Below are 15,994 nucleotides of genomic sequence, written 5' to 3' on the forward strand. Positions count from 1 at the left end.
TAACTGCTTTCCTTTGACCACGGATGTACTGGCACTGTCGAAAGCAACTACCAATCGAGGTCAGGCAGGTCGCCTGGCCTTTTTTTGTGCCTGACGCCACGGCACACAGCCCTGCGGCAACGCCTACCAGAATCACGAGAGATCCGATGAACGAGAAAATCAGTGAACTTCAGGCGATAAACACCGCATGGCAAATTGCGATCCAGGAAATTTTGAGAATGGTCGTCCGCGACCTTTACAAATCCGGCGACGAGGCTTCATTCCTCGCGCATATCAAACGGATTGAAGAGGCTGCCGTCGACAGTATTTACACCGGGCTAATGCTGCGCGGGACCGACGAGTGGACCGAGGTCCTCGTCAAGGAGAAGGCTAGCAATTTCGTTACAACCCTTCTGACGTCGTTCACGTACGATCGGGTCTGACGGGCGCAACGTTATACGGCTTTGCAATTGCCGATTATCTCTGACAAGCCATGCGCCCTGGTTTCTCGCGACCCTAATACCGCATACACCGGCGCGGCAACCCGCCTGACAGAACTCGGATGTGCAGCTATTAGGGGGATGCGGCCCGCTAACGCCGCCCCTACTCCCGGCCTTGCGTGCAATCAAATACCTAAACGCCCACCCGGACTGACATGTTGCGTTAACGCTATGTTTCAAATAGGATTTGCGCTCGAAACTGTTATAGTTTTAGCCGTTGATATAGGTTGAATTGCTGAACTTGAGTTTTGGACCAAATGGGAGAGAGAGAGGGGTTTCAATGCACAATCATAATCCGGCCACCTCCGATCAGGGTTCACTGGCTGACATCATTCGCGACTATGACTGGGCAAGCACCAGCCTCGGACCGATGTCATCCTGGCCGGCTCAATTAAAATGTGCGGTTGACATCATAATCCCGTCCGGTGCGCAGATTGTGATGTTTTGTGGCAATGACTTCACTGCTATTTACAATGATGCATACGCCCCCTCGATCGGGATCAAGCATCCCAGCGCGTTAGGGAGGCCGGCGAAAGAAAACTGGGCCGAACTTTGGGACGACCTGGAACCCCTTCTGCTTCAAGTTCGCGACGCCGGCGAGACCGTCGTTGCAAAGGACAGGCCCTTCTATATCGAACGGCACGGCGTGCCAGAAACGGTTTACTTCGACATCTCCTATTCTCCTGTTTCCGACGAATACGGTCATGTGCTCGCGGTGCTGTGTATCGTCAATGAGACGACGGAACGCGTCGGCTACGAGGCAACGCTCAAACGCCTTGCGTCTATCATCTCCTCGTCGGAAGATGCGATCCTCGGCATCGACCTCAACATGACGGTTACCGATTGGAACAGTGGAGCCGAAAAGCTCTATGGATTCTCGGCCGAGGAAATTGTGGGCCGGTCCGTCACGCTTCTTATTGCCGATGACCGGGTCGACGAGGAGGCGCACATCATCGCCCGCATCAAGGCAGGAGAGCGGGTAGAGACCCATGAGACCGTTAGGCGGCATCGCAGTGGACGGCTTCTGGATGTTTCGCTGACTGTTTCGCCAATCTATGACGCAGATGGCAGGATCATCGGCGCTTCAAAAATCGCCCGCGACATTACGCTACGAAGGGAAGCAGAGCGCGTGCAGGAACTGCTGATTGGTGAACTGAACCATCGCGTCAAGAACGTCCTTGCCACGGTAGCGGCTATCGCCCGTCAGACTTTTGCCGGCGCCAATGACATCAGCCTCGCGAGTGCCGCCTTCGACGCCCGGTTGCAAAGCCTGGCCAGAGCACACGACCTTCTCACGCGTGGGAGTTGGGAGGCAGCCAGCCTTCGTACCGCAGTTTCCGAAGCACTATCTCCCTATCCACCTGAACAGCTCGACGTCAGCGGTCCAGAAATCGACGTCTCGCCGAAGGCCGTAGTGGCCCTCACGCTCATTCTGCACGAGCTTGCCACAAATGCTGCGAAATATGGCGCGTTGGGAGCCAGTTCCGGAAAAGTGGCAGTGTCATGGGAGGTCTCGGCTCCCGGCGCGCAACTCACTCTGTCGTGGAAAGAAGTCGGAGGGCCAAAAGTCGCGCCGCCGACCCGAAAGGGCTTCGGATCCCGGTTGATTGAAGCCCTCTCGTCCGGCCAACTCCGAGGCCACGTAGAGCTCACATATGACGTCTGCGGCGTCCATTGCCTGATACGCGCACCGCATGACACCGGATGGAGCGACTACGATCATATTCAGTCACGGCTTTGACGCGAGGGCAACTGCGTTGTCAGGGTGGCCGCAAATGCTTGATGCGCTCGACAAGGTGCCGGGGATGATATGGCCGAGTGGCCCCTCTTCCCAAGGGTTGCCCGCGATCTTGCGGAATTCCTTCGCTGTGGCGGACATTCTACGTTCACAGGTTTTGTGCAGCAGATGACGAGATCGAACGGACGACGCCGCAAAATATCCTGGCATGCGGTGCGAGCAACCGTCTTGACGATACGCCCCCAACTTTGTTTATTCAGGCAATGTTCAAAGCCGTAAACGCTGTCCAGATTAGAGTTTCGGTCGATGAGATCGAGCCGGGCGTCTGGCGCCGTCTGGTCCTGCCGGTCCATTGGAACCTTGAGCATCTGCATCTCGGAATACAGGCCGCATTCAACTGGTGGAACTATCATCTCTACGAGTTTCGCATCGGTGGTCTCCGGTATGGAGACGTTGAGATTCTGGCGGAGGATGCGTCCGACGAAGATCCTCGGGTCTTCGATCAGAAAGAGGTACGGCTGCTGGACTTCGAGCAAGGTGCTGTCTTCAGCTACCACTATGATTTCGGGGATGGCTGGCGGCATACCGTCGCGGTCGAGGAGTTCTTGACGCTCACTGCTACGCCCAAACACGGGGCCTGCATCGCTGGCGAGAGGGCACGACCGCCCGAGGATGTTGGCGGCGTTTCAGGTTATGAGCGGTTTCTTGAGATCATCACCGACCGGGATGATCCCGAATATGTCGAAACCATGCAGTGGTGCGGGGGCTACTTTGATCCGGAATGGTTCGACCTTTCGACCGCGGACAAGGATCTTCGCAATGCTCTGCGCTCGAACGCCAAACGACGCTTGTATCAACCGAAGCCAAAAGCGGCTCCGAAGAAATGATTTACCAAGATTTAGCGTGAACGCTCTTGAAAGGAATCGAACCACAGTGTGGCTGCGAATCTACTGCGCGGTTTAAAAACCACCCTTTTAGCGCTCTAGCGTTGGGGCAGCCTTCTACATATCTGCAGTTAATTGGCCGACCGCACAGTAAGACCACGTCGAACCTAATAAATCACTGAAGCTCAGCGCTCGATACGCTTGCCAGTCTGCGACAGCATACGTTTAGCCTCGCGCGTCCGTGCGCAGACAAGGGCGCCCCAGAGCTTCTGGCCGACATGCCAACGTGTATGTTCTGAACCGTGGGTCATTGGATCGCTTTTTGATGTAAACTCTTAAAGACCTTATAGAGGAAACAGGCGGCGAGCTGCAGTCGAGAGATTGCATCGCAGCAATGCATTTTCGCATTGCACGGTTTTGTCACGGACCTGACTTCGCACAAAGGGAGAGTTTCGTTTCAAAAGCATTTGCAATAGATTAGCTCGACCAAGAGAGTTCAGGACAAGTATGCAACTCCCCATCAAGTCTATCCTGGTTTTCCACGCAGCCGCACGCGCAGGAAGTATTTCGCGCGCCGCAGAAGAGCTGCGCGTGACACCATCCGCGGTCAGCCAGCAGATTCAGTTGCTGGAAGGTCAACTCGGGGTGACGCTTTTGGCGAAAGCGGGCCGCGGTATCGTCTTGACGGAGGCCGGTGAGCGATATTTCTCGATGATCGCCGATCAGATCGAGCGTATCGAAGACGCCACGGGAACGATCCGGGGATTCAGATCCGTTACAACATTGACTGTGCGCGCTACCCCCACCCTGTCCAACAAATGGTTGCTGCCCCGGCTAAGCACCCTGCTCGACAAGCATCCCGACCTCGAGCTTCGCCTCGATGGCACCAACGAACCGACAGACTTCAACCAGGAAGCCGTCGATATCGAGATCCGGCATGGGGACGGCCGCTGGCCGGGTCTTTTCGTCGAGGGTGTCGCGGACGAACAGTTTTACCCGGTGTGCTCTCCAGACTATGCACCGGCTGGCAGCTTGAAGCCCGAAGACCTTCTTGATCATCGCCTCATCCATTCTGCAAAATCGCAAGCACAGTGGAACGGATGGTTTCCGTTAGCGGGAGTTGCTCCGAAAGAACGTTGGCGCCGTATTCTGTTCGACCGGAGTCACATGGCAATTGACGCTGCGGTCCGGAGCATGGGCATCGCCCTCGAAAGCACGCTCATGATGGGTGACGAGATTGAAAGCGGGCGTCTCGTTTGCCCTGTGGCGTCTCCACCGGTCGTTCAGATCACGACACAATGGATTGTTTGTCCGCGTGATCATCTTCGACAGAAAAAGGTGCGTATATTTCTCGATTGGTTGCGACTGGAAAGGGAGACTTGGCAGACAACCTATCCATTGGGCTCCCTGTCACGTTGAGTGAGCGGGATCAAGCAGTTCTGCCACTGCCCTCTGCGCAAGCAAATCTGGCGGCAGCGCAATTTCGAGCCAGATTGCCTCTTCGTCGCTGCCGGGTACCTCCAATGTGGCAAGCTGGCTTTCCAGCAATGAACCGGCGGCGAAGTGCCCCTTCCTTGCTCCCAGACGCGCTGAGATCAACTCAGGGGAGCCATGCAAGAACAGGAAACGGACCCCTCGTAGCCTTTCTCGCAACAACTCCCGATAGCTGCGCTTCAGGACCGAGCAAGCGACGACCACAGGTGATGCGCCGATCGCCAATGCGCTATCACATACGCTGTGTAGCCAAGGCATACGCAGTTCATCCGTCAGGGGATGGCCGTTGCGCATTCGCTCGACGTTTTCGGGCGAATGCAATTCATCCGCTTCGATGAAGGCGCAGTCGAGAAGGCTGGCGAGACGCCGACCTATCTCTGATTTGCCGGTTCCCGCGACACCCATGACCACGACAAACCTTGTGTATTGGCCACTCCGGATGAAGGAGGCTTGCTGCCCTGCCATGCTCAATACATCCCCAGCAGGCGAATCGGGCCGAGTGTCAGGATGGGGAAGAGCACAAGAGCGAAGATAGCCAGTGTCAGCACCGCCATCGGCGCAAGCGAACCACGGATGACGTCCTCGACCCTCATATTGGCCACCTGAGCTGCGGCAAACAGGCAAACGCCGACCGGTGGCGTCACGAGACCGAGTGTCAGCGTCATGACGGTGACGATCAGAAAGTGGATGGGATCGATGCCGAGCGCCTCCACCGGCGGCATCAGCACCGGAATGAGGATGAACATGGCCGGAATAGCTTCCATAAAGATGCCGATGATAAGCAGGAAGACGAAGATGACCAGCATGCCCGTCAACGGACCGAGGTTCATCGCCTGCAGCAGATCCGCAACCTTTTCCGGTAAGCCGTCGTAGGTGAACACCCAGGCGGCAATCTGGGACGTCGCTGCGATGAACAAGATGGTTCCGGAAATACGTGCCGTCGAGATCAGGATTTCCGGCAATTCGCGAACCGGAAGCGTGCGGTAGACCAGAACCCCGAGTATGCCGACATAGACGACAGCGATCGCGGCTGCTTCGGTCGGCGTGAACAGGCCGCTGGCGATCCCGATGATCAGGATCAGCGGCGTCAGCATCGGCAGGATGGCGCGAAGACCGGTGACGACCACCATACGCAGGTTGAAGGGCGAGGGAGGGTTGTAGCCGTAGTAGACGGAATAGAAGTGGTTGAAGACCATGAAGGCGAAGGCGATGAAGAGGCCTGGCACCAGACCGGCGACAAGCAAAGTCCCGATGGAAACATTGGCGATCGAGCCGGCGATGACGACGAGGATCGATGGCGGAATGATCGACGACAATGTCGCAGTACAGAGCGTCATGCCCACCGCATAACCCTTCGGAAAGCCATGGCGCTCCATTGCTTTGATTTCGATGGCGCCAACAGAGGCAATATCGGCGACCGATGAGCCTGACACGCCGGAGAAAATCACCGATGAGATCACGTTGACGTGGCCCAGGCCGCCCGGCAACCAGCCGACGATGGCCTCGGCAAAATCGAAGATGCGTTCTGCGACACGGCCACGCTCCATCACCGTCCCGACCAGAATGAACAGAGGCACCGCAACCAGCAGAAATGAATTCATCGAGGAGAACATGGTCTGTGACAACAGATCGAGCGGCATCGAGGTGAAGAGCCACAAGGTGGCGACGCTGGCCAGCGCCAAGGCAACCGCCAGCGGAATGCCGAGCATGCTGAGCCCGAAAAAGGCGACGAGAAGAAAGACCGACATGGATCAATGTCCTGATTTGATGGACACATCGGCATGGGCAATTTCGCCCGCCGGAAGTCCGAGTTCGGGAAGGGCGATCAGATCGCGACGGCTGTGCAGTGAGTCGATGATCGCCAAAATCGCAATGACTGCCGACACCGGCATGACCATGCCGATGAGCCACATGGGAATGGGCAGAGTCGCAGCCGTTTCGTTCATCATGATCTGCTGGCGCATGAGCGTGAACCCGGTCCAGCCCATCAGGCCAAAGAAAAGGACGGATGACCCGACATAGATGGGTACCGCCAGATGCTGGAACAGCCGCCGGCCCATGACGAGGAAGACAACGACGCGGGCGCTTTCCACAGTTCTAAAACCTGCCGCAAGGCCGAGAAAGACCATCCAGATGAAAAGAAAGCGGGTGGCCTCCTCGGTCCAGGGCAACGGGTGCCCCGACAACCGGCCGATAACCTGCAGAAGGACAACGATCAGGACGCCGGCACAGGCAGCACCCGCCGCAACATCGGCAACGATTCTGACCACAGTACCCAGCAGTGAACTCATGGAACTACGCATGCGAATGCCCTTCCGAAAGGAGTGCATGGACGGATGGATGCCGGCACCTAATCTTGAGGCAAGGTGCCGGCGAGGCATCAGTTCGTGGTGGCGAAGGCGCGCGTGCGGTCGAAGAAGGACTGGTCCTTCACCAGTGCAGAGAATTTTTCCTCGAGACCGGCCGCGACATCGACGAAGGCCTTGCGCTGGTCATCGGTCAGTTCGTTGACCTCCATGCCATTTGCCTTCAGAGTTGCGATGGATTTCTCGATATCGGCCGCGTCATTCTCGGCTTTCCAGGCTTCCGTCTCCATCGCAGCATCATTCAATGCCGCCTTGAAGGCGTCGCTCAAGCCATCATAGCGTGCCGGATTCATGCCAAGAACCCAGGCATCGGCGATATGGTTGCTGATCGTTGCGTATTTCTGGACTTCGTAAAGCTTGGCGCTGACCGGCACGTTGATCGGATTTTCCTGACCATCGACGACTTTCAGCTGCAGGGCGTTATAAACCTCCGCGAAAGCCATCGGTGTCGGGGCGGCACCCATGGCGCCGAAAAACTCGACCCACAGCGGGTTGTTCGGGACGCGCAGCTTCATGCCCTTCATATCGGCGGGGGACGTGATCGGGAGCTTGGAATTGGTGATCTGGCGTAGCGGACGCGACCAGAGATCGACACCCTTGATGCCGATATTGCCCAGATCCGACTGCAGTTCCTGGCCGAGATCGCTGTCGAGATAGGCCCGCAACTGCTCGATATTGCGGAACTGGTAGGGTATCGCGATCGCCGTGAACTTGGGATTGAAGGTCGCGTAGAGCGATGTCGAATTGAGCAGCATATCCAGCGAGCCGCCGGCCAGCTGCTTCACCCCTGCCGACGGGTCGCCGCCATAGAGCGTGCCGTTCGGGAAGACCTTGATGGTGAGTTCGCCATTGGTCTTGGTGGATACGATCTCGGCAAATTTCTTTGCAGCGAGCGTGATTTCCGACGCGTCCGCGTCCGGCGTGGACAGCGTCAGGGTTTCCGAGTGGGCGATCGAAGCTGTCATGAGAGCGGCTGCGGCGATCAGGCTGCGAATCGTAAAGTGTTTCATGGTCATTCCTCCCGTTGATGGTCAAACTAGCATGCGTTTGGCATGCTCATTGTTGATTCATGCGTTGCAGTTCGCGGATGATCCCGCTGTGATCCAGATCGCCATCGCCATTATCGACCATAGCCTGGAAGAGCCGGTCAACCTCCTCGCCGACCGGTAGTGTCAAGCCACGGCTTCGCGCAAAAGCCAGCGCCGTGGATGTGTCTTTCACCTGATATTTCGCAGGACCGCCGGGCGCAAAATTCCTCTCGACCATGCGCAGCCCGTGCTGCCGGAAGACGGTAGAGTCGGCGAACCCCCCGAGCAACGCTTCACGGACCCGGGCGGGGTTCGCTCCGCCACGCTCTGCCAGCGTCAGCGCTTCGGCGACAGCGCAGATCGTCGATGCGACGATCAGCTGGTTTGCAAGCTTCGTCAGCGCACCGCTGCCGGATGGGCCGACATGCGTGACACGTCCAAGACAGGCAAAGACCGGATCGAGGCGGTCAACAGCCGCCTGGTCACCACCGGCCATAATCGCCAACGTACCTTCCTTGGCCCCTTTTTCCCCACCCGAAACCGGTGCATCGAGACAGGCGATGCCTCGTGCTGCAGATGCCTCGCCGATCGCAATGGCCGTTTCCACGGGGATGGAGCTCATAACGACCAGCATCGACCCCGGCCGCATTGCTTGCACAACGCCGCCGCCGCCAAGCAATACCGCTTCGCAAACCGGGCCGGAGCTGAGCATGCAGACGACCACATCCGCATCTTTCGCTGCGGCGTCTGCCCGCTCCACGATCGAAATACCTTTCGACTGAAGAGCAGCGGTCTTTTCCACTGTCCGGTTCCAGGCCTCAACCTGGAAGCCTCCTTCAGCCAGGCGACCGGCCATAGGCGCACCCATGATGCCAGTACCAATGACGGCGATGCGATGAATCGTGCTGGTCATGGCTGTATGTCCTGCATATCAAGGATATTGCCGCTCCGAGAAGCGAACCGGCCTCTCCTCCACGATCAGTGGCGGGAAAGCCTCGCGAAAACGCCCCAGGTGAGGCGTTTCCAGATGGGCATCAAACGCCGCGCGGTTGTCGTAGACTTCGTAGAAGACGACCGTATCGTCGGAACCTTCCGGGCGGATAACGTCGAACTGTCGGCAACCCGGCTCATCGGCGACCGAGTGTTTCGCGTCGTCACGCGCTGCCTCCAGAAAAGCGGCGAGCTTGCTGGGCTTTACCTGGAACTCCGCAATCACGACGAAGGCCTTGTTGTTTAGCATTGTCACGACACTCACTCCGCCGCGATCTTGGAGGGGCGGAAACGATCTTCCATCTCCCGACGAAGTGTGACGACGTCCAGGTCCTTGACGATTTCGACGTCATCGAACGACACGATCTGGTCTTTCTTGATCGCGCGCTTGAGCTTAACATTATGTGCAAGGCCGATCGGCAGCGCCTTCAGGTCGAGACTGCGGCTTGCGGGAATGGCATTGGCCCAGACAGCATAACCGCCCTCGCCGTCCAGCATCTCGCCGGGCTGCATGTCCTTCTTTGCAGTCGCGACCGCATCGCCACGGAACTCCTTGGAGGATCCGGTCGGCTCGTTGCGGAGCACAGCTGACAGCACACTGATCGACGTTTCGAGGCCGATGATGTGGAAGGGGCGCCACATCGACGCATACCAGCCCGACGGATCGGTCAGCAGGCCGTACTGCTTGAAGCAGGCACGCGCATATTCGTTATGAGCCTTGAATGTGACGAAGACGCCGTAACGGATGTTGTTGAACACCTCACGGCCGTCCGGCTCCTGGCTCGCGGCGATATCGACAAGACCCGAGCGCGCCATACGACCACCATCGGCGACCGGACGGAAGACCCGAGCCAGGTCATGCAGACCCGCCGGCGGGAATGCGAGGCCGTCATCAGGGCAATCAAGGCCCGTACCATTGGCAACCGCCGCCATCTCGATCGCGGCCTTTGTGCCATCGGTGAAGGAGTTGTAGAGTTTTGGATTGAGATTGTCGGCAGCCACCTGTTCCTCGGTCCAGCCGAACAGGCCCCAGACCGTATCCGGCGTGGAATAACGGTAGCGCGGCTCGAAATTCATGCCCTTGCCGGCGGATGTGATTTCAAAGCCCGTGGCTCTGGCCCAATCGACCAGTTCGCAGATAAGTGCTGGTTGGTCGCCATAAGCCATGGAGTAGATCAAGCCCTTGGCACGGGCTTTTTCCGCGAGGATCGGCCCGACCATGACGTCAGCCTCGACATTGACCATGACAACATGCTTGTTGTGTTCGATCGCGCCAAGCGCATGGCGGGTGCCGGCAATCGGGTGGCCGGTCGCTTCAATGATGCACTCGATATCGCCGCATTCGAACAATGCGTTGACATCGTCGGTTACGAAGGTGGTGCCATTCTTGATCGCATCGCCACTGCTGGTGGCGGAGTAGCGCTCCTTCGGCCAACCGACGCGGTTCATGGACTCCTTCGCCTTGCCCACGTCGAGGTCGGCAACAGCAACCATATGGAGACCATCGATGCGCTGCGCCTGAGCCAACACCATCGAGCCGAACTTGCCAGCGCCAATCAGCCCGACCCGTACGGGTCTACCACTTGCAGCACGCGACGAAAGAAGAGAATAGAGATTCATAAGACAGCGTCCTCGACTAGGGAATGAATATGAGGAGTGCCCCGCAAACGTCAGTGCACAAGGGCTCGCCGCAGCAAGGCGTCTCGCCAAGCTGGTTCGCGGTGGCTTGAATGCACTCTAATTTCCTCCGGGGAAGCGCGGGTTAGCCGCCACTCCCAGCTGCCTCCCAAGCAGCTCTGATCAAACCCTATTCCACAGGAGAACTTAGCTCAATTTAGAAAGATGGAGAAAAATGTTAGATTTTCTAAATATTCCAGGCCGTTCCCGTTTTCGGTGACCTGAGACTTTTTGCTAAAGCGCTACCAGGACGATAGCCATTCAGCGCATGGCCAAAGTTAAGCGCCATGTCTCTAACGCCTTGAAAGGACTCTAACCCTAGACCAGTAATTCCACTGTCAGTTTGGCATCCGGCGGCGGGCCGCCGTCCAGAGTCAGGGATCGGCGATGCTTTGCTGTGGCATGACATAGGCCTATGACTGAACATTACGGATTTTTGTTTTCTTGAGTCTTGGCCTCGGTCCGCGCCCGAAACCCTCCCTTAATCCACTGAATTCCTTTGTACCTAGACGTTAGGAGGACTCTGCAACTCAGTCAGCCTTTGCGGCAAAATCGAGTGTGTCCCATCACAACTACATAAAAGGTATTAACATGATGCCTTTTATGTGTAAGGTATTGGCGAAATACCTTTAGGTGTCGTGAACATCCAAACAATGGGGACCTATCTTGGACATAATGACCAGCTGCTATACCGTCACGCAGTACTCAATTCCGTTTCTCAGCTACACGACATGGGTACGCGTTACCACGCCCCGCGAAGGCAAGTGCGTACGGCCGCCTTTGATCGTTTTACACGGTGGCCCTGGAATACCGCACGACTATTGTCTGCCGATGGTTGCCTTGTGTGATGACCAGCGCGCCGTAATTCATTACGACCAAATAGGGTGCGGCCGCAGCAGCCGTCTGCCGGATGCTCCAGCGGACTTCTGGACCGTCGAGCTTTTCGTCGATGAGCTAAGAAACCTTGTGGACCACCTCGGCTTGATGGGCGGATACCATTTGCTGGGTCAATCATGGGGAGGCATGCTCGGCCCGGAATATGTTCTGCGCCATCCGGAGCGCGTGCTCAGCATGATCCTCGCAGACTCTCCAGCCTCGATGCCCTTGTGGGCGACAGGGACTGAGCAACTACTGTCGCAGCTCCCGGCAGACGTTCAGGCGACTATCCGCCAGCACGAGGCGGCTGGAACGACAGATTCCGAAGCATACCAACAGGCTGCCGCCGAATTCTATAGGCGGCACGTGTGCCGAGTGCAGCCCTATCCGGATGTGTTGGAAAGTAGCTTTGCGCGGTTGGCGGAAGATCCCACCGTCTATCACACTATGGTCGGCCCAAGCGAATTTTCCGCAGTCGGGACGCTCCGAAACTGGTCCGTCGTTGAAAGGCTACCGCAGATAACGGTGCCCTCCTTGGTTCTTGCTGGAGAATTTGACGAAGCGACCCCGGTCTCGTGGGAGCCATTTGTCAGGCACATCCCGTCAGTCGAGCACCATGTCTTCCGTGGCGCGAGCCATACGCCACATTTGGAAACGCCAGGCGAGTTTTTTCAGGTCGTGAGTGACTTCTTGAAAAAGCACGACGGTATCAAGGCCTAAACACATTCAACAGGGGAAAAACAATGCCAGTACTGGAAGGAAATGCCGAACTATCAAACTCGGCGAACACACTAGAGTCTCTCGGGTATCATCAAGAACTTAAGCGAACGATGTCGCTTATGGACGTCGTTATCTATGGAATGATCTATATGGTTCCGATGGCCCCGATGGCCGTCTTTGGGTTCACCTCAAACTTTTCATCCGGCATGACGGCTCTCGTCTATCTGGTCGCCGCAATTGCCATGCTGTTCAGCGCGCTCAGCTACAAGGAAATGGCCAAACGCTATCCGGTCGCCGGCTCGGTCTACTCTTACGTTCGTTTCGGTATAAACAGCTATGTCGGATATCTCGCGGGCTGGGCGATCCTTTTGGATTATCTACTCCTTCCCGCGCTTTTATCGGTATTTGCTGCAAGCGCCATGACAGGACTTTGGCCAAATGTGCCCGCTTGGCTTTGGGTGGCGACTTTCGTCGCACTTGCCGCTTTCATAAATTTAGGTGGCATCACTTTAACGGCTACGATGAACAAATTGTTTCTCTGCATTCAACTGGTTGTGGTCGCAATCTTCGTCGGCGCCGTTGGACTCGACTTGGCACGTGGAACGGTTTCCCTGTCGATAAGCCCGTTCTTCAACGGCGATGTTTTCTCTTGGTCCATTGTATTCGCTGCCATTCCAATCGCAGCACTCAGCTTCGTGGGCTTTGACGCAATATCGACGCTGAACGAAGAGGCTAAGGGCGGTGGCGAAACGGTCTCGACAGCGACAATGATCGTCTTGGTAGCAGTCACGGTTTTGTTCATGCTGCAGGTCTATCTCGCCTCGCTTTATGTGAAGCCGGGCACAATCTTTCCAGAGGGCGATGCGACGAACAACGCGTTCTACACCATCGCTGGTCAGGTCGGGGGAGACTGGCTTCGGATTATCGTAACGCTGACGTCCGCGCTGATCGCAATTTTTGCAAATTCTATCGCATCAATGGCCACATCGTCTCGGCTTATCTTCAGTATGGCGCGCGACCGCCAGCTTCCCATGGTGCTTGCGACCGTAAGCAAAAAGAACAATGCACCCCGCAACGCGACCCTCCTCATATCGGCGCTCTCGCTCGCCATTGGCGTTTTCGGCGCGGAGCATCAGGGCCTGTTGACGACGCTGGTCACATTCGGCGCCCTGACCGCCTACATTTTACTTAACATTGCTGTTCTGTATCGATTTGGCTTGATTGACCGCAGCCCCAAGCTGTTCCTCCACTGGGTTTCTCCGGTAGTCGGCACGTTTATTCTTGCCTACGCACTTTCGCACGCAGACACCAATGCGCAGATCCTCGGTGGCGTCTGGATGGTTGCTGGCATAGCGGTCGCGATTGGCCTTCACGTCGCGGGTCGGCTCGATTCCAGCAGGGAAGTTCGAACCTAGCCCATAGTTGGGACGCGCGGTACTGGGGCTCTCCCTGCACCGCAAATATTCTGGGGTTTGGTGCTCAGCACATGGAATTGGTTATAAGGGCTTGGAATGCACTGCTCTGTCTGTGATACACTAGCGCACAACGCAGATTTGAAAGGCAATCCTGCTCAATGTCGGATGATGAAGTTGGCGCTAAAGGCCAGGATTTTTTCCAGGCTGCTGGGGGCCTGAAAGTAAGCACGGCCCGAAGTGAGCTTGCCGAGCGAATAATTACGGCAATTGCAATCGGGGCGTATTCGCCGGGCGAACAGTTGCCTTCGGAACGAGACCTTTCAGAGTGGCAAGGCGTCAGTCGGGTCACCGTCCGCGGGGCACTCGAAATCGTTCGAAAACGAGGGTTATTAAGTTCGAAGCGGGGTCGCGGAGGCGGTACCTTCGTTGCGAATGTAGATCTCGAGCAAGTCGTTATGGGATTCACACAACGAATGCTTGAGGCGGAGATTCCGCGTCTGAGGGAATTCGTCGATTTCCGTTGTCTTATCGCCGCATTGGAAGCACGGACTGCAGCGGAAAGGCGCTCGTCCGAGCAGGCGCGTAAACTGACGCTCATTCTGGAAGAGTTTCTTGCTGCAGGCGATCCCGCCACGGCGCGCCGCGTCGATGTCGCTCTACACCAGCAAATTACGATTATGGCCGGCAATGACCAGCTTGCCGCCTTGGCAGCCGAACTGAATTCGAAAGCAACTATGGGTTTCGGCGCAGAGCCCTATCCCTCCCACTATCTCCAACGAGCGCGCGATGAACATACCGATCTTGTAGAGAGCATTGTCACGCAGGATCTGGAGAGGGCGTACCAGAGTGCGTACAGGCATTTCGCATTAACGCTGGAGATTGTCGAGGAGGCTTTCCTAAAATCAAATGCTGGAACCGAAGTGATTCAGCGGTGACCCATAAAAGACATCGTGCGGCGGGCGCACATCGGTTGATAGACGTGGGGTTCTTAAAGGGATGGCGCCGGCGACCCTGTTACCGCTCTACCGGCGCCTTGATGTGAACTGAACCATCGACACGCGCCGTACCTTCCCGAAGCGATTGAAACATCAATAAATTAGAACAGCGGAATGTCTGCTGCGGCTCAAGCATGTTTATGGAACTTTGGCGTTATCCAACACGATGCGATGGTACCAACGATTCGCTAATGACGGCGAATCCCGACCCTCGCTGAAAACGGCGTTTCCTATGCGCGTCTACAAAGGCCGCGCCGCCAAACTAGCTTCCAGGGAAGGGTTCATTCCTGAGCTCACGAACCGTATGCGTGCCCGACTGCAGGACTTTGCGGATAACTGGGAATTCATAGGCGGACTGGGAAGCGTTGCCGACCAAAACGGGAACGCGGTCGAGCCGACTGTCGGTCAGGCCATGGGTTTGGCCATGTTGTCAGCGCTCAAGCCGCAAGAGATCGACTAGAAGGCGACGATCGAAAGGAGCGGGCGTGATAGAATTCGTGTCGTTTTACCGCCGCTATCGCACGATGCAGCGGGGCCACAGGCCGCAGAGGCGAAATCACTGGCCTGATTGTACTCACCCAGCAATGCCATGGATGGGTCATCAATAGCTTCATGCTTTTCAAAGAGCGGCCGCCTCTCCGTGGCGGCCGCTCCATTCGGATCAAAAATTGATCAAGCTGCTTTTGCAACGTCCTCGCTGTGGCGGATCTCCGTGCCGAGAACCTTCAGGCATTCCCTGATGAACGCGGCCAAAGCAGTCCAGCCCTTTGCCGACACCATGGTCCCATCGACATAGGCTTCAGTCGGCGAAAGATCGATATAGGTACCGCCCGCCAGCGTCACCTCAGGCTCGCAGGCTCCAAGCGCCGCGACCTTCTTGCCGCGCACCACACCATCGACTGCGATCAGGATCTGAACGCCGTGGCAGATGGTGAAGATCGGCTTCTGCGTCTCGTGGAAATGCCGGACGATAGCCTGCACCCGCTTGTCGGTTCGAATGTACTCCGGTCCGCGGCCACCTGCAGCGTAGACCGCGTGATACTGATCGAGTTGCTTTTCGGCCTCTGAAAACGTCTTGTTGATGGTGAAGAAATGGCCGAGTTTTTCCGTGTATGTCTGGTCACCCTCGAAGTCGTGAAGCGAGGTTTTGATGAGATCGCCGGCGTTCTTATCCGGGCAGATGACGTGTACCGTATGTCCGATCGCTTCCATCGCCTGCTGGAAAACAAATATCTCGTATTCTTCGGTGAACTCACCGGTTAGCATCAGTATCTTCTTGCCTGCCATGACTATGCTCCTCTTGCTCATGCAGTGGGGCGGCAGCGTGCCGCC

17 protein-coding genes are annotated in these 15,994 nt (G+C 56.8%); 8 read left to right on the top strand and 9 right to left on the bottom strand.

Annotation, left to right across the window (positions count from 1 at the left end; genetic code table 11):
- Window positions 1-146 precede the first annotated feature (146 nt).
- The 3 genes from PYR65_RS28780 (at window position 147) to PYR65_RS28790 (ending at window position 3,104) form a co-directional block, all read left to right on the top strand.
- Window positions 147-422: a hypothetical protein gene (locus PYR65_RS28780; protein WP_276122491.1), complete on the top strand. Its 276-nt coding sequence runs from the start codon at window positions 147-149 to the stop codon at window positions 420-422.
- 337 nt (window positions 423-759) lie between these two features.
- A complete protein-coding gene (locus PYR65_RS28785) occupies window positions 760-2,220 on the top strand; it encodes a PAS domain S-box protein (protein ID WP_276122492.1) in 1,461 nt (486 codons plus the stop codon).
- 260 nt (window positions 2,221-2,480) lie between these two features.
- Window positions 2,481-3,104 (top strand): plasmid pRiA4b ORF-3 family protein, encoded by a 624-nt coding sequence (locus tag PYR65_RS28790; protein WP_276122543.1) that lies wholly within the window; start codon window positions 2,481-2,483, stop codon window positions 3,102-3,104.
- A gap of 182 nt (window positions 3,105-3,286) precedes the next feature.
- On the opposite strand, the gene PYR65_RS28795 is transcribed toward PYR65_RS28790, so the two are convergent.
- Entirely contained in the window at window positions 3,287-3,412 is a 126-nt protein-coding gene (locus PYR65_RS28795; protein ID WP_276122493.1) for a hypothetical protein, read from the bottom strand.
- A gap of 196 nt (window positions 3,413-3,608) precedes the next feature.
- On the opposite strand from PYR65_RS28795, the gene PYR65_RS28800 reads away from it, so the two are divergent.
- The gene (locus PYR65_RS28800; RefSeq protein ID WP_276122494.1) at window positions 3,609-4,520 is read left to right on the top strand and encodes a LysR substrate-binding domain-containing protein; all 912 of its coding nucleotides are present in this window, start codon (window positions 3,609-3,611) and stop codon (window positions 4,518-4,520) included.
- Here PYR65_RS28800 and PYR65_RS28805 read toward each other — a convergent pair.
- From PYR65_RS28805 to PYR65_RS28835, 7 genes are all read right to left on the bottom strand, one after another.
- Complete coding sequence (locus PYR65_RS28805; RefSeq protein WP_276122495.1) at window positions 4,512-5,060, bottom strand: gluconokinase; 549 nt, start codon at window positions 5,058-5,060, stop codon at window positions 4,512-4,514. The genes PYR65_RS28800 and PYR65_RS28805 overlap by 9 nt on opposite strands.
- Before the next feature lie 2 nt (window positions 5,061-5,062).
- Window positions 5,063-6,343 (bottom strand): TRAP transporter large permease, encoded by a 1,281-nt coding sequence (locus tag PYR65_RS28810; RefSeq protein ID WP_276122496.1) that lies wholly within the window; start codon window positions 6,341-6,343, stop codon window positions 5,063-5,065.
- A 3-nt stretch (window positions 6,344-6,346) separates the two neighbouring features.
- Window positions 6,347-6,898, bottom strand: coding sequence for a TRAP transporter small permease (locus PYR65_RS28815; RefSeq protein ID WP_276122497.1), 552 nt, complete (start codon window positions 6,896-6,898; stop codon window positions 6,347-6,349).
- 77 nt (window positions 6,899-6,975) lie between these two features.
- Window positions 6,976-7,971, bottom strand: a complete 996-nt coding sequence (locus PYR65_RS28820; RefSeq protein WP_276122498.1) for a DctP family TRAP transporter solute-binding subunit — start codon at window positions 7,969-7,971, stop codon at window positions 6,976-6,978.
- A gap of 46 nt (window positions 7,972-8,017) precedes the next feature.
- On the bottom strand, window positions 8,018-8,902 hold the full coding sequence (locus PYR65_RS28825; protein ID WP_276122499.1) for an NAD(P)-dependent oxidoreductase: 885 nt from the start codon (window positions 8,900-8,902) through the stop codon (window positions 8,018-8,020).
- An 18-nt stretch (window positions 8,903-8,920) separates the two neighbouring features.
- The gene (locus PYR65_RS28830; RefSeq protein WP_276122544.1) at window positions 8,921-9,229 is read right to left on the bottom strand and encodes a putative quinol monooxygenase; all 309 of its coding nucleotides are present in this window, start codon (window positions 9,227-9,229) and stop codon (window positions 8,921-8,923) included.
- An 11-nt stretch (window positions 9,230-9,240) separates the two neighbouring features.
- Window positions 9,241-10,599 carry an NAD(P)H-dependent oxidoreductase gene (locus tag PYR65_RS28835; protein WP_276122500.1) on the bottom strand — a complete coding sequence of 453 codons (1,359 nt, stop codon included), beginning with the start codon at window positions 10,597-10,599 and terminating at the stop codon, window positions 9,241-9,243.
- 732 nt (window positions 10,600-11,331) lie between these two features.
- Between PYR65_RS28835 and PYR65_RS28840 the strand changes: the two genes are divergently transcribed.
- The 4 genes from PYR65_RS28840 (at window position 11,332) to PYR65_RS28855 (ending at window position 15,122) form a co-directional block, all read left to right on the top strand.
- Window positions 11,332-12,252 (top strand): proline iminopeptidase-family hydrolase, encoded by a 921-nt coding sequence (locus PYR65_RS28840; protein WP_276122545.1) that lies wholly within the window; start codon window positions 11,332-11,334, stop codon window positions 12,250-12,252.
- Between the two features lie 23 nt (window positions 12,253-12,275).
- A complete protein-coding gene (locus PYR65_RS28845) occupies window positions 12,276-13,667 on the top strand; it encodes an APC family permease (RefSeq protein ID WP_276122501.1) in 1,392 nt (463 codons plus the stop codon).
- Window positions 13,668-13,825: 158 nt separating this feature from the next.
- The gene (locus PYR65_RS28850) at window positions 13,826-14,602 is read left to right on the top strand and encodes a FadR/GntR family transcriptional regulator (RefSeq protein ID WP_276122502.1); all 777 of its coding nucleotides are present in this window, start codon (window positions 13,826-13,828) and stop codon (window positions 14,600-14,602) included.
- A 292-nt stretch (window positions 14,603-14,894) separates the two neighbouring features.
- The gene (locus tag PYR65_RS28855) at window positions 14,895-15,122 is read left to right on the top strand and encodes a DNA cytosine methyltransferase (protein ID WP_276122503.1); all 228 of its coding nucleotides are present in this window, start codon (window positions 14,895-14,897) and stop codon (window positions 15,120-15,122) included.
- Between the two features lie 212 nt (window positions 15,123-15,334).
- On the opposite strand, the gene PYR65_RS28860 is transcribed toward PYR65_RS28855, so the two are convergent.
- Entirely contained in the window at window positions 15,335-15,949 is a 615-nt protein-coding gene (locus tag PYR65_RS28860) for a DJ-1/PfpI family protein (RefSeq protein WP_276122504.1), read from the bottom strand.
- Window positions 15,950-15,994 lie beyond the last annotated feature (45 nt).

The sequence above is a fragment of the Pararhizobium qamdonense genome (assembly GCF_029277445.1).
Lineage (GTDB): Bacteria > Pseudomonadota > Alphaproteobacteria > Rhizobiales > Rhizobiaceae > Pararhizobium > Pararhizobium qamdonense.

Coding starts and splice junctions, on each gene's coding strand:
- PYR65_RS28780 (WP_276122491.1), top strand. CDS start 147: ATGAACGAGAAAATCAGTGAACTTCAGGCGATAAACACCGCATGGCAA.
- PYR65_RS28785 (WP_276122492.1), top strand. CDS start 760: ATGCACAATCATAATCCGGCCACCTCCGATCAGGGTTCACTGGCTGAC.
- PYR65_RS28790 (WP_276122543.1), top strand. CDS start 2,481: ATGTTCAAAGCCGTAAACGCTGTCCAGATTAGAGTTTCGGTCGATGAG.
- PYR65_RS28795 (WP_276122493.1), bottom strand. CDS start 3,412: ATGACCCACGGTTCAGAACATACACGTTGGCATGTCGGCCAGAAGCTC.
- PYR65_RS28800 (WP_276122494.1), top strand. CDS start 3,609: ATGCAACTCCCCATCAAGTCTATCCTGGTTTTCCACGCAGCCGCACGC.
- PYR65_RS28805 (WP_276122495.1), bottom strand. CDS start 5,060: ATGGCAGGGCAGCAAGCCTCCTTCATCCGGAGTGGCCAATACACAAGG.
- PYR65_RS28810 (WP_276122496.1), bottom strand. CDS start 6,343: ATGTCGGTCTTTCTTCTCGTCGCCTTTTTCGGGCTCAGCATGCTCGGC.
- PYR65_RS28815 (WP_276122497.1), bottom strand. CDS start 6,898: ATGCGTAGTTCCATGAGTTCACTGCTGGGTACTGTGGTCAGAATCGTT.
- PYR65_RS28820 (WP_276122498.1), bottom strand. CDS start 7,971: ATGAAACACTTTACGATTCGCAGCCTGATCGCCGCAGCCGCTCTCATG.
- PYR65_RS28825 (WP_276122499.1), bottom strand. CDS start 8,902: ATGACCAGCACGATTCATCGCATCGCCGTCATTGGTACTGGCATCATG.
- PYR65_RS28830 (WP_276122544.1), bottom strand. CDS start 9,229: ATGCTAAACAACAAGGCCTTCGTCGTGATTGCGGAGTTCCAGGTAAAG.
- PYR65_RS28835 (WP_276122500.1), bottom strand. CDS start 10,599: ATGAATCTCTATTCTCTTCTTTCGTCGCGTGCTGCAAGTGGTAGACCC.
- PYR65_RS28840 (WP_276122545.1), top strand. CDS start 11,332: ATGACCAGCTGCTATACCGTCACGCAGTACTCAATTCCGTTTCTCAGC.
- PYR65_RS28845 (WP_276122501.1), top strand. CDS start 12,276: ATGCCAGTACTGGAAGGAAATGCCGAACTATCAAACTCGGCGAACACA.
- PYR65_RS28850 (WP_276122502.1), top strand. CDS start 13,826: ATGTCGGATGATGAAGTTGGCGCTAAAGGCCAGGATTTTTTCCAGGCT.
- PYR65_RS28855 (WP_276122503.1), top strand. CDS start 14,895: ATGCGCGTCTACAAAGGCCGCGCCGCCAAACTAGCTTCCAGGGAAGGG.
- PYR65_RS28860 (WP_276122504.1), bottom strand. CDS start 15,949: ATGGCAGGCAAGAAGATACTGATGCTAACCGGTGAGTTCACCGAAGAA.